The organism is Arthrobacter sp. GW822-FHT05G07 (assembly GCF_058799755.1).
The window spans coordinates 127,653-139,777 of record NZ_JBXALT010000009.1 but is presented as its reverse complement, the minus strand read 5'-3'; the positions used below and the strand labels follow the sequence as shown (position 1 = coordinate 139,777).

Annotated in this window: 11 protein-coding genes; 5 read left to right on the top strand and 6 right to left on the bottom strand. The window is 61.4% G+C overall.

The window, feature by feature from the left end; translation table 11 throughout:
- Positions 1-13: 13 nt before the first annotated feature.
- The gene (locus AC1RJY_RS16440; protein WP_498602740.1) at positions 14-610 is read left to right on the top strand and encodes a GNAT family N-acetyltransferase; all 597 of its coding nucleotides are present in this window, start codon (positions 14-16) and stop codon (positions 608-610) included.
- Between the two features lie 214 nt (positions 611-824).
- Positions 825-1,709: an SGNH/GDSL hydrolase family protein gene (locus tag AC1RJY_RS16435; RefSeq protein WP_210063388.1), complete on the top strand. Its 885-nt coding sequence runs from the start codon at positions 825-827 to the stop codon at positions 1,707-1,709.
- Positions 1,710-1,809: 100 nt separating this feature from the next.
- On the opposite strand, the gene AC1RJY_RS16430 is transcribed toward AC1RJY_RS16435, so the two are convergent.
- The 6 genes from AC1RJY_RS16430 to AC1RJY_RS16405 form a co-directional block, all read right to left on the bottom strand.
- The gene (locus AC1RJY_RS16430; RefSeq protein WP_043806287.1) at positions 1,810-2,937 is read right to left on the bottom strand and encodes a Gfo/Idh/MocA family protein; all 1,128 of its coding nucleotides are present in this window, start codon (positions 2,935-2,937) and stop codon (positions 1,810-1,812) included.
- Positions 2,934-3,707 (bottom strand): ThuA domain-containing protein, encoded by a 774-nt coding sequence (locus AC1RJY_RS16425; RefSeq protein WP_498602739.1) that lies wholly within the window; start codon positions 3,705-3,707, stop codon positions 2,934-2,936. Before AC1RJY_RS16425 ends, AC1RJY_RS16430 begins: the two co-directional genes overlap by 4 nt.
- 31 nt (positions 3,708-3,738) lie before the next feature.
- Positions 3,739-4,596, bottom strand: a complete 858-nt coding sequence (locus AC1RJY_RS16420) for a carbohydrate ABC transporter permease (protein ID WP_014922608.1) — start codon at positions 4,594-4,596, stop codon at positions 3,739-3,741.
- A 7-nt stretch (positions 4,597-4,603) separates the two neighbouring features.
- A complete protein-coding gene (locus AC1RJY_RS16415) occupies positions 4,604-5,593 on the bottom strand; it encodes a carbohydrate ABC transporter permease (RefSeq protein ID WP_011775876.1) in 990 nt (329 codons plus the stop codon).
- 9 nt (positions 5,594-5,602) lie between these two features.
- Positions 5,603-6,838: a sugar ABC transporter substrate-binding protein gene (locus AC1RJY_RS16410; RefSeq protein WP_498602738.1), complete on the bottom strand. Its 1,236-nt coding sequence runs from the start codon at positions 6,836-6,838 to the stop codon at positions 5,603-5,605.
- A gap of 99 nt (positions 6,839-6,937) precedes the next feature.
- The gene (locus AC1RJY_RS16405) at positions 6,938-7,960 is read right to left on the bottom strand and encodes a LacI family DNA-binding transcriptional regulator (RefSeq protein WP_011775874.1); all 1,023 of its coding nucleotides are present in this window, start codon (positions 7,958-7,960) and stop codon (positions 6,938-6,940) included.
- A gap of 361 nt (positions 7,961-8,321) precedes the next feature.
- On the opposite strand from AC1RJY_RS16405, the gene AC1RJY_RS16400 reads away from it, so the two are divergent.
- The 3 genes from AC1RJY_RS16400 to AC1RJY_RS16390 all read left to right on the top strand — a co-directional run bounded on the left by AC1RJY_RS16400 (position 8,322) and on the right by AC1RJY_RS16390 (position 12,101).
- Positions 8,322-9,056 carry a tyrosine-protein phosphatase gene (locus AC1RJY_RS16400; protein ID WP_498602737.1) on the top strand — a complete coding sequence of 245 codons (735 nt, stop codon included), beginning with the start codon at positions 8,322-8,324 and terminating at the stop codon, positions 9,054-9,056.
- Between the two features lie 27 nt (positions 9,057-9,083).
- The gene (locus tag AC1RJY_RS16395; RefSeq protein ID WP_238324369.1) at positions 9,084-10,067 is read left to right on the top strand and encodes a glycosyltransferase family 2 protein; all 984 of its coding nucleotides are present in this window, start codon (positions 9,084-9,086) and stop codon (positions 10,065-10,067) included.
- 123 nt (positions 10,068-10,190) lie between these two features.
- Positions 10,191-12,101 (top strand): carboxypeptidase regulatory-like domain-containing protein, encoded by a 1,911-nt coding sequence (locus tag AC1RJY_RS16390; protein ID WP_498602736.1) that lies wholly within the window; start codon positions 10,191-10,193, stop codon positions 12,099-12,101.
- The last annotated feature ends 24 nt before the right edge of the window (positions 12,102-12,125 follow it).

Below are 12,125 nucleotides of genomic sequence, written 5' to 3'. Positions count from 1 at the left end.
TTAGGCTATCCGGGTGACTTCAATCGAACCCATCACCCTGACCGGAAAATTCGTGACGCTGGAGCCGTTGAGCCAGGAACACCACCACGGCCTGGTGGACGCTGCCCGCGACGGTGATCTCTGGAAGCTCTGGTACACCTCGGTCCCTACGCCCGAGGGCATGGCTGCCGAAATTGATCGCCGCTTGGGGCTGCAATCCCAAGGGACCATGGTGCCTTTTGCCACCAGGTCCAACACCACGGGCAAGCTCATCGGCATGACGACGTACATGAATATCGACGCCGAGACGCCTCGCTTGGAGATCGGATCCACGTGGAATGCCGCATCGGCGCACGGTACAGGAACCAACCCGGATTCGAAGCTGTTGCTCCTGCGCCACGCGTTCGAAACCCTGGGCTGCCCGGCCGTGGAGTTCCGCACGCACTGGATGAACCAGCAGTCCCGTGAGGCTATCGCCCGGCTCGGTGCCAAACAGGACGGCGTGCTTCGAAACCACTCCCGCAGCAAGGACGGGGCCCTCCGCGACACCGTGGTCTTTTCCATCCTCGAACACGAATGGCCGGCCGTCCGGAATGGGCTGGAATTCCGGTTGGCGAAGTCCAGCGCGTAACTGGTTCGCCGAGGGGTGAGCTTTCGGCCTTATCCGGTCGCGTAAGCCTTGAGAACTAACCCCTCGGCGTACTGTCAAGGTCTTTCCCCAACACACCCGTGGGCGTAATCTAGCCAACACATTGCCCCGGGTGCGCGGCCGACTGGTGGGCGAGCCGCGACTTCCGCGCATGCGGAACCGGAGCCCCATCGAGCGGTAAAAAAGGGGATTCACAATGGCAACTCATCAATTACGACGGCGGCACACCGCTTTTGCGGGCGCGCTTGCGGTCCTGGCGCTCACCTTAGGATTTACGGCAAGTCCGGCTACTGCCGCCCCGCCGCCACCGGTGGACTACGTTGCGCTCGGTGATTCGTATACGGCGGGGACCGGGGCCGGCGGGTTGTATGCAGACGCAATTTGTTGGCAAAGCGAGGGCGGCTACGTGGATGTGGTTGCCGATACAGGCCGCGTGAACCTTTTGGCGAACGGGGCGTGCCATGGGGCGCTCTTGTTTACTCTCGACGAGGTTCCCATTCCATCGGTTTCGGCCCAGATTAGCGGCCTGGGGAACGAGCTTGCTGCTGCGGAGCTCGTCAGTATTACGGCAGGCGCCAATGACATTGGGAGTGGGGATGCTCTGGTTGCTTGCCTCACGCAGACTCTCATCATCTGCCAAGGTGCCGTGAATAATGCCATGTCCCTCTTGCCGGGCCTGGAGTTGACGCTTGCGGAATTTTATAGGGACATCGCCGAAGCCGCGCCAAATGCAACCATCGCGGTGATGGGCTACCCACTGCTCTTTGATCCCATCAACGGTGTGCCCATTGTTTCTGTGGAGCACCAGATTGAGGTCAACCGGGCCGTCGCTGCTCTCAACACGACCATTGCAGCAGCGGTGAAGGCGAGTGAGGTCAATGCGGTGTTCGTTGACGTGACCAAGCGATTCCGCGGGCATGCGGTCAACTCAGCTGAACCGTGGATTGTGCTGGTCCCGGCTCCGGTGCCCCCGTTCAATCGCCTGCCGGACGCCAACTTCCACCCGAATCCGGCCGGCCATCAGGCCTACGCCGCAGCCCTACTCTCCACAATCAAGCCCGCCCAGCTGGCAAAGCGCTAACCCGTTCGCCGAGGGGTGAGATCTCGGGTGTAAGGAGTCTCGATAAGCCCGAGAGCTAACCCCTCGGCGAGATCGCAACCAAGTCACGCCGGAGCACCCGTCACAGCGCAACGCTTTCGCCGGCCAGGGCACTCCTCACCGAGGTCCAGGACTTGAGCACCTCCAACACGGCGGGATCGCGCTCAGCCAGGATTGCTTGTTGGTACGAGTCTTCCAGTAACGAATCGACTGAAACACGTGCACCGGTGGAAGCGCTGAGGATGGCCGCCTCCACCATGGCCAGGCTCATGATGTTCTGGTGCACACGTCCCATGGGCGTGCTTCCGGTGCGCACAGCGGACACGAAGTCCCGCAAGGAGCCGGCAATCTCCTGGCCGGGGTCCTCAGAGTACCCGGCATCCGATGGAACGGAAGATACTGGTTCGTTGTCGCCGTCCCAAAGGACAGTTCCGTGCTCGCCACTGATCCGCCACGACGCATTCCATGATGTTTCCTGTCCAGGGCTGCACCAGCTGCCCGTGAACACAAAGCGCTCGCCGCCGGTCATCTCGAAGATGGCCGTGGACCCTGCGTCTCCGCGGTACCAGCTCCACGAAGGGTTGTACTCCTCGCAGAACACTGAGACGGGGTCGGCGTCCAGCAAGAAACGGGCCATATCGAACTGGTGGATGGCCATGTCCAGCAGGAGTGGGTGGTCCATGGCGTCCCGGAAACCGCCGAAGTGCGGGGCCTTGAAGAACTCAGCGGACACAATGCCAACGGCACCCAAAGTTGACGATAGGTGTTTGGCGGAAAACAAGTGCTTGTTGTACCGCCGGGACTGGCTGACCATGAACAGCTGACCATGGAGCTCGGCGGCGGCCGCCAAGGAAAGCCCCTGGGCCACAGTGGAAGCTACTGGTTTCTCACCCAGGACCGGCAAGCCTGCGGCCAGCGCTTCGGTGGTGACCGGATGATGCGCGGCAGGAACGGTGACGTTGATGACGGCCTGGGCTCCGACGTCGGACGCCACTGCTGCTGTACCGGCACCGACCGGGAGGTCGGGACGGCCCAGGGACGCCGCCGCTTCGGTGGCGGCCGAAAGGTCAAGGTCAACGATGCCCGCGAGTTCCACCAACGGCGACGATTCCACCGTCCGCAGCCACGCGCGGCCCATGCCCCCGGCGCCGACTACCACGACGCGAAGGGGAGTGCCGTCGTCGGGAATGGTGGCGAAATGCGTGCTCACGCGTTGGCTCCCTGGTAGCTCTTGCCGTTGAAGAAGTCGCCGGTCTCGTAACGCAGCAGTTCCGGTACAGCGCGTTCCGGACGATCGGTGATGGCCCATTCCACGGCGTTGGCGATGACCCGCCGCACGTCCTTGTGGTGGTAGACGGGGTAGTCCTGGTCGCCGGGGCTGAAGAAGAAGATTTTGCCGTGACCGCGGCGGAACGTGCAGCCGGAACGGAACACCTCGCCGCCGCTGAACGAGCTGATGAACACCAGTTCCTCGGGGATGGGGATGTCGAAGAACTCGCCGTACATTTCCTGCTGCGGGATCTCGATGGGGTGCGGGATGCCTTTGGCGATGGGGTGTGTGGGGTCCACGGTCCACACGAGTTCGCGGTCCTGTTCCGAGCGCCAGCGCAGGGTGCACGAGGTGCCCATGAGCTTGGTGAAGATCTTGGACCAGTGCCCGGAATGCAGCACAATCAGGCCCATTCCGGCCAGGACGTGCCGGTGGACGCGCTCCACGATCTCGTCCTCAACGTCGGCATGTGACATGTGACCCCACCAGGTGAGGACATCGGTGTTGGCAAGGACTTCCTCGGTGAGGCCGTGTTCCGGTTCATCCAGGGTTGCGGTCCGGACCTCGACGGCGGCACCCAGGTTCTCCTCGATGCCCGCCTTGACGGCGCCGTGCATACCGTCCGGGTAGAGGCGTGCCACCAGTTCGTCGCGCTTTTCGTGGCGGTTCTCGGACCACACAGTGACGCGGATGGGCTTGCTTTCAGTCATGATTTTCTCCTTGAAGGTGTGGGAGGGCGGTCTACTTGACCGCACCGCCGGTGGTGCCGGCGGCGATGTATTTTTGGGCCGCGACCAGCAGGACGATGGCCGGGATGGAGGCGAGTACCGCCGTCGCCATGACCGAACTCCAGTCGTTCACATAGGCGCCGATGTACTGGAAGATGCCCAAGGTGACGGGTCGGACGGCTTCGGTGGTGGTCAGCGTCAGCGCGAACAGGAAGTCACTCCACGCGAACAGGAAGGTGAAAAGCCCGGCGGTGATCAGGGAGTTTCGGCTGAGCGGCAGCACGATCGACCAGAACGCCCGGACGTGTCCGGCGCCGTCCACCCGTGCGGCCTCGATCACCGAGGCCGGCATGCCGTTCATGAACGCCCGGATGATGAGGATCGCGAACGGGATGCCGTGGGCCGAGTCAGCCAGGATCAAACCTGGAATGGAGTTGAGCAGGCCCAGATCGTTGTACGCGGTGTACAAGGCGTTGGCCACCACGATCCCCGGAATCATCTGGCTGATGAGGATCGCGAACAGGACCACTCCCGCGCCACGGACCTTGAAGTAGGCCAAAGCGTAAGCGGCCGGGGCGGCGATGGCCAGGCTCAGCGCCACGCTTCCGAGCGAAATGATGAGGCTGGTTCCCAGGTTGCCCGCTTGCTCGTTGATGGCTGTGGCGTAACCGGTGAAGTCGGGCTTCAGCGGGAACCACGAGGTTTCCAAGGTGGTGCCGTTGGGTTGCAAGGAGGCGTTGACCATCCAATACACGGGGAACAGCATGATGGCCAGGAAGAAGATGGCCAGTGCCGTGTAGCCCCAGTTCTTGCGTCCCGTAGCTCGTGGGTTGTTACGCCGGAGCGTGGGGGCTTTCAGTGTGGTTGTCATGCTGTCCTCACTCGTCCACTGCGCGTCGGCTGGCCCGCAGGTACAGCACTGCGAAGACCAGGGAGATGATGACCAGCACGTTGCCCAGGGCTGCGCCTTCACCGAACTTGAATTCGTGGAAGGACAGGTTGTACGACTGCGTGGCGATGGTCTGGGTGGAATTGGCCGGCCCGCCGTTGGTTAGTCCCAGGATGATGTCCAGCACTTTGAGCGTGTAGACGACACCGAGCACCAGGACCACGCTCACTACTGGCCGCAGCATGGGCCAGGTGATGTGCCGGAAGGCCTTCCACCCGGTGGCACCGTCCAGGGATCCGGCCTCGTACAGTTCGTCCGGGATTTCCTGCAGTCCGCCGTAGAGGATGGTCATGTTGAACGGGATGCCGATCCAGATGTTAACACCCACCACCGCGATGAGGGCCAGTGAGGTGCTGGTGAGCCACGGAATACCGGTATCGATGATGCCGAGGTCTCCAAGGAAGCGGTTGAGAGCGCCGCTGTCTTTATCCAGGATCCACCGCCACACAGCACTGGAGACGATCAAGGGAAGGAGCCAGGGAAGCAGGAGCAGGGACCGCAGGATGCCGTTGAGCGGGAACTTGCGCTGGAAGAAGATCGCCAACGAAAGGCCGATCACGAACTGGCCCACAATCGAGCCGATGGTGAACAAGACGGTGTTGAGCAGGGACGTTGAAAACAACGACGACGACAGTACAGTCACGTAGTTGGCGAACCCTACCCAGGGGGCTTCTCCGGTGAAGAACGTGGAGGTGGTGTATTCCTGAAAACTCATGACCACGTTCTTGACTACGGGATAGCCGAAGAACAACGTCATGTACACCACTGCGGGAACCAGGAAGAGCCACTGGAAGAGGCGCTCGCGGCGTTGTCGGGTGCGGCGTCTGGGGGCTGGCTGTCCGGTCCCTAAGCCGTGAGTTTTGGCGGCCCCGCCGGTAGTCTGCCCCTTTGAATGAGGTAGATCAGTTGCTAATGACATGGCAGCTGCCTACTGACCTTGGGCTTGCTTGAGTGCGTCGGCCGGTGAGGCGTTGCCCGTGAGTGAAGACTGAATGGCTGTGTAGATCTTGGTGGCCTGTGCGGGCCATTCTTCTCCGAGCTGGCCGGTGCGTGCGCGGGCAGTCTTGATCAGTTCGGTGAACGTTGCGAGCTTGGGGTTGTCGCTGGCGAACTTGTCCGAGAGCGTGGTTTTGGAGGGGATGGTGTTGCGGGCTGTGGCCATGGCGAGTTGGTTCTCGTCGCTGTTCAAGCAGGCAACCATCTCTGCTGCTTTGGCTTGCCGGGCCTTGTTGCCAGTCTGCGGAACCGTCCACACTTCGCCGCCGAGCGGAGCCACCGACGTCTGGCCGGCTTCCCGTACCGGAATTTTCACTACGCCGTACTGAAGTGTGGGCTGCTTGTCCAAAGCAGGAATCTGCCACGGCCCATTGACCATCATGGCGGCCTTGCCGGCCAGGAACTGGTCCTTCACATCAGCCTGGGTCCAGTTGAGGGCAGAGGAAGAGACGGAGCCGCTCTTGACCAGGTCGGTCCACAGCTGGAGCGCCTGCTCGGTCTCCTTGGTGTCGATCTTCTTCTCATCGCCGCCGTTGGACCACATGACAGGAAGGAACTGCCAAGTGCCTTCATAGGTGGGGTTGGCGTTGAAGGCCAGTCCGTACTGGTCTCCTGCAGTGAGCTTTGCGGAGGCCTCCTTGAGCTCATCCCAGGTAATAGGGGGAGTGACGCCGGCCTTGGCCAGGATGTCCTTGTTGTAGAAAAGGGCGATGGTGTTCACCGTGGGAGCCAGACCATACACCTTGTCTTTGTAGGTGCCCGCGCTCAGCACGCCTTCAGCAAAGTTCTCCGTGCTGACCTTGAAATCGGCCAGCGGAGCCAGCGCACCTGTGGCCGCGATTTGCTGCAGGTCCGGGTTGTCCAACATGAGGACGTCCGGGAGTGTCTTGGAGGAGGACTGCTGGAGAACCTTGGAAACGAGCGACTTTCCGGGGACAGTCTCCCGCTTGACGGTGACGCCCAGCTGGGTGCCGCACTTGGTCAGGGCATCGCCGATGAAGGACTTGTCCGGCTCGTTGTTGTAGTAGTCCATCACTGAGATTTCCGTGACGGCTTCGGTGGAGGATGCAGCTGTGGAGGAACCGCAGCCGGAGAGGGCCAACGGCAGGCCGACCATGGCGGCCATAGCCAAAGCGAGTGGACGGGATGTCCTTTGTGCTGACTTCATTGTCTGTTCCTTTTCTGGGAATCGATTTATCGATGCGTATCGACGATGCGTATCGATGAGTTCGGAAACGGAGGTAAAACGGGTACGTAAAGAGGGGACTTAGCTGCCGTGGGGTGGGCGGAGCGTGCTTGAACGGTGCGTTATGACCGTGGGTACCAGTTCCAAGGATTCGTGTGGTCCCTGGTTGTCGGCTTCGAGGAGGTCGCAAATGATTTTCACTGCCCGCCGGGATACTTCCCTCGGGCGTAGATCAATCGTGGAGAGTGGCACGGGTTGTAGTTCGGCCAGGGTGGGAGAAGCGCTGCCGATGATGGAGACATCCTTGCCGGGAGTCAGTCCGCGGGCGGCGAGGGCACGGCGCAGGATGTCTTGAATGGTGCGGTCCGGTGCGATGAAGGCTGGCACGCCGTCTGTGGCGGCCAGTGCCTTGTCTACGGAATCCGCGATGATGGCAACATCCGCGCCTCCCGGAAAGTGCTGAACTGCCACTCCCAGGGATTCGGCGGCCCCATCGGCTCCGCGCATGAACCGGTCAACGTAATTGACGTGCCGGTTCACGACGGCTGGCTGCCATTCGATGATCGAAATGACGTTGTGGCCGGCTGCGGCCAGGTCGCGGACGCATTGCTCGCCTGCCATTTCGAAGTCTGCGTCTATGCAGACCAGGCCGGACGGATCCCGGGGGATGCCGATCAGCAGCACGGGGACGTTGAGCGTCCGCGCGACCGGGAGCCGTTCATCCTCGTCTTCCACTTGCATGAGGATCAGGCCGTCGCAGATCTGCTGACCGACAACACGGCGGAGCCCCGCGGCCCCTTCGTCTTCGGTGACCAGCAGGATGTCGTGATCGAACTGCCTCGCCGTCGATGCGATCACGGAAACGAATTCCATGAGGGAGGCCATTTCCAGTTCTGGAATGAACGGAATGACCAGCCCGATGACGCGCGTCCTGCGCCCCGCCAAGGCGCGGGCACCGGCATTCGGCTGGTACGTCAGTTGTTCGATCGCCGCCTCGACCTTTTTGCGGGTCTTCTCGGAAATCGGCCGCTTGCCGCTCAGTACATAGGACACCGTGCTTTGAGCTACTCCGGCGGCCTGGGCAACGTCCTTGCTGGTGGGCATGGCCTGACCTCCTTGTGCTCTCTGCTGAACAGTTCCTGTGGCTTGTCGATGCGTATCGTCGATGCGCATCGAGAACGAGTATGACATGGGTCACTCAGCCTCCGCAAGACCCACCCCCCACCCTCTCTCACTTCCCGCGTGCTTGCGCGCGACCCTCTCTCACTTCCCGCGTGCTTGCGCGCGACCCTCTCTCACATCCCGCGTGCTTGCGCGGAACCCTCTCTCACTTCCCGCGTGCTTGCGCGCGATCCTCTCTCACTTCCCGCGTGCTTGCGCGCGACCCTCTCTCACTTCCCGCGTGCTTGCGCGGAAGCCTCTCTCACTTCCCACACCAAGGCGCCAATGTGCTTAGCTACCTCCTATGGACGGGACTACTTCAGCTCACCAAAGTGTCCATTGGGACGGCGCCGTGAACGCGTGGCGCATCGCCGGGGATGTGTATCGCATGGGTCGCCATGAATGGGTTACCGAAGCCGGTTGGCAGCAGATGTACGACGACGGCGTCCGCACCGTGATCGATCTCCGCGCCTCGCGCGAGCGGCGGCAACGCGACACCGATCCCGAGGTGCCGGACGAGGTGAAGGCGCGGATCGACGTCGTGCATTGCCCAACGGAAGATCCGGACCATAGGGACTACAGCGAGCTTTTTGGCCCGTACCTCAAGGAACCCGCGCAGTATGCGGATTACCTGGAATTGTTCGCTGAGAAGATAACGGCAGTCTTCAAAGCTATTGCGGCCTCACCCGGCAAGGTGGTGGTTCATTGCTCCGCGGGTAGGGACCGCAGCGGAGTGATCGCTTTGCTCCTGCAGCGATTGGCGGGGGTTGGTGATGAGGAGATTGTGCGTGGATACGAGCTCGCGGCGCGGGGCATCAACGAGCGGCATCGCACGCACGGGGCGCCGCATGCGCACGATCCGTATCTGTCCGAGGAGGACCTTGAGGCAATGCTGACCCGGCGGCGAGCCAGCCTGCGCGAGTTCCTTGCTTCGATCGATGTAGCCGCGTTTCTGACGTCCAACGGCGTTTCCGAGGCGGAGTTGGCGGCAGTCAGGGCCAAGCTCGGGGTCACCAGCGCTGCTAACATGCAGAGTTGACTCGTCTCCGAAATGAATGGATCCGCAATGACTTCCGGTGCCCGCGTCACCATCGTGACCCGAACCAAGAACCGACCCATTTTCCTGGCGCGCGCCTTGGACGACATCTTTGCCCAGACGTTCCAGGACTTCGAGCTGGTGATTGTCAACGACGGCGGCAACCCTGCCGACGTGGACCACCTCATCTCCCAGCGGTCGGAAGCCGAGCGATCCCGCGTTACGACGCTTCACCACGCTGAATCGGCTGGCATGGAGGGGGCCTCGAATGCCGGTCTCAAGGCAGGATCCGGCGAGTTCGTGGTGATCCACGACGACGACGACTTCTGGGCCCCTGAATTTCTGGCCCGAACAGTGGCCTACCTTGACGACCCCGCGCACGCTGCCGAAAGCGGCGTGATGGTGCGGACGGAAATCGTCATCGAAGAGCTTGTGGACGGCGCGATCGAGCCCATCCGCCGCGAAATCTTTTGGGCTGACATGCGGCAAATAACGCTCGCTGACATGCTCAAGATCAACCGTGCCGTTCCCATTTCGTTCCTGTACAGGCGCAATCTTCACGACCACGTGGGATATTACAACGAGAACCTGCCCGTGGTGGGGGACTGGGAATTCCACCTCCGCGTGCTGAGCCACTCGCGCGTTGGATTCCTCGACGGCGAACCTCTCGCCTTCTGGTCGCAGCGGCCCCAATCCGATGGCCACCACAGCAACAGCATCTTCGCTAAGGTCGCAGAACATGCCCAATACGATGCCTTGGTTCGCGACGACTATCTCCGTGACCAGGCCGCGCAGGGCGGACTTGGCACCATGCTTTACCTGACGCGGGTGTTGTCGGAGCAAGAAGAACTCATTGTCGCGCAGCAGCGACGCCTGGACGAGTCCGCTGCCAAGCTCGACCACATCCTGGAGCGTCTCGAGGCGCTGAGCCAGACCGTTGTTGTACGGACGAGTGTGGGGGAGTTCTTGAAGAAGCCCATGCTTTTGATGCGGAAGCTGCTCAGGCGGGGCTAATCGTCTGCGAAGCGTTCTCTCACTTCACAAATATGCGGCGTTTAGTATTACCCGTTCCCTGCATTAGGATCGCGAGGGGCCGCCATTTGCGGCCCCTTCGTTCGCATGAAACATGGGGGACCCATGAGGGGTTATTCTCGCGGCCGTTTTCGGCTCGCAATCACACTACTAGCGGCACTCGTCCTGGGCGCCCTGCCTGCCGGGATCGCATCCCCGGCGTTTGCAGCAGCTACGGGAAGCATTTCAGGAACGGTCACCGTACCGGCGGGCGTTGACGCGTCCAAGATAACTGTCTTCGCCGGCCCCGAAGTCGGGTATTATCAAACGGCGAATGTGGCCTCGGACGGAACGTTCACGGTTAGTGGACTTCCCGCAGGCAACGTCTGGGTCAACTTCAACTACCCCTTCCAGCCGTCGCCGGTGGTGAATGCTCACTATTCAACCTCTCCGGACGGTTCAAAAACGCTCGTCAACGTTTCACCGGGTGCCACCACCACGGGCATCAACCAGACCCTGAAGCCAGCAGCCTTCATTTCCGGAAAGGTCTCCGTTCCGGCTGGCTCTGCTGCCTTTACCGGTCAGGTCAACGTCATCAAGGGTCCCGACTACGCGAACAGCGGCTACGCGGGAAATGCGTTTCTCCAAAGCTCGGACTCCGGAAACTATGTGGTGGGTGGCCTCGCGCCGGGCACTTACAAGATTCAGTTCCAAGCCCAGAGCGGGTGGGCGAACATGTGGCATGGCGGTGTTGCGGGAGTCGGCAGCTCACAGTCAGTAACGGTTACTGAAGGACAGCAGCTCGCTGGTATCCAGGACACTGCCGTTGCGGCTGCCACTATCGGCGGCTCCATCGCGGGTGCCCCAGCCCCTGGCCCCACTATGAGTGGTCCGGGCATGAGCATTACTGCCATTGCTCAAGACGGCACTGTTGCAGCGTCAACGGTCATGGAAACCTCCCAGACCACCTACGCGCTGAAGAACCTGCTGCCTGGCACGTACACGGTTCAGTTCAACCGGACCAAGGGTTTCGTGTCCAAGTACGAGGCACAGCTTTATAAGGACCTCCCCGAGTCCGGAGGCGCTGCTAACGCAACGCCGGTGACCGTAGCCGCCGGACAGACCCTAAACAGTGTCAACGCAACCGTTCGCCAGGGCGGAACTCTTACCGGAAAGATCCTGGGATCCACAGGAGCTCCCCTGAGCGGCGTGCGAGTTAACGTTTACACCAAGGACGAGTCGCTTGTGACACGGTTTTCTTACACCGCAGCAGACGGTACCTTCAATGTCACTGGCCTCACCACGGGACTCTACTTTGTGTCGGCTGAGCCCGAAGGGGCTGGCCCGATCTACTCCGGAAATGTCCTCAACGCAACGAACGCCAGGTCTGTTTCCTCGTTCGTAGGCCAGAACACAAATCTTGGGACACTGAGTTACGCGACTGCAACGCAGGGTACCCGGGGCTTCGACGATGTTCCCCTCGGAGCTCAGTTCCAGGATGAAATCCTTTGGTTGGCCAATGCGGGAATTTCCACGGGTTGGGAGGCCAATGGGTCCAGGACCTATCAGCCGCTGACTCCGGTAAACCGTGACGCGATGGCCGCATTCATGTACCGGTTGTTGGGCGAACCTGAGTTCACCCCGCCTGCTGTGTCACCGTTCGCTGACCTCCCCACAGACGCCAAGTTCTACAAAGAGATCACCTGGCTGGCAGACAAGGGCATCACCACCGGTTGGGAAGAGGCTGACAAGACCAAGACCTACCGGCCGTTGCAGCCCGTGAACCGCGATGCCATGGCTGCGTTCATGTACCGTTTGGCTGAGCAGCCTGAGTTCACTGCCCCGGCGGCTTCGCCGTTCGTTGATCTTGCCGTCGGGGCGCAGTTCTACAAGGAGATCACGTGGCTCGCAGCCCAGGGCATCTCCACGGGTTGGGCCGAAGCCGGTGGCAAGGCGTTCAAGCCTTTGCTCCCCGTGAACCGTGATGCCATGGCCGCATTCATGTTCCGCTACAACACCAAGTTCGGACCCTCGTAGCCATACTGCGTGTGTCAGCAATGT

Coding starts and splice junctions, on each gene's coding strand:
- AC1RJY_RS16410 (WP_498602738.1), bottom strand. CDS start 6,838: ATGAAGTCAGCACAAAGGACATCCCGTCCACTCGCTTTGGCTATGGCC.
- AC1RJY_RS16420 (WP_014922608.1), bottom strand. CDS start 4,596: ATGACAACCACACTGAAAGCCCCCACGCTCCGGCGTAACAACCCACGA.
- AC1RJY_RS16400 (WP_498602737.1), top strand. CDS start 8,322: ATGGACGGGACTACTTCAGCTCACCAAAGTGTCCATTGGGACGGCGCC.
- AC1RJY_RS16425 (WP_498602739.1), bottom strand. CDS start 3,707: ATGACTGAAAGCAAGCCCATCCGCGTCACTGTGTGGTCCGAGAACCGC.
- AC1RJY_RS16395 (WP_238324369.1), top strand. CDS start 9,084: ATGACTTCCGGTGCCCGCGTCACCATCGTGACCCGAACCAAGAACCGA.
- AC1RJY_RS16435 (WP_210063388.1), top strand. CDS start 825: ATGGCAACTCATCAATTACGACGGCGGCACACCGCTTTTGCGGGCGCG.
- AC1RJY_RS16390 (WP_498602736.1), top strand. CDS start 10,191: ATGAGGGGTTATTCTCGCGGCCGTTTTCGGCTCGCAATCACACTACTA.
- AC1RJY_RS16405 (WP_011775874.1), bottom strand. CDS start 7,960: ATGCCCACCAGCAAGGACGTTGCCCAGGCCGCCGGAGTAGCTCAAAGC.
- AC1RJY_RS16415 (WP_011775876.1), bottom strand. CDS start 5,593: ATGTCATTAGCAACTGATCTACCTCATTCAAAGGGGCAGACTACCGGC.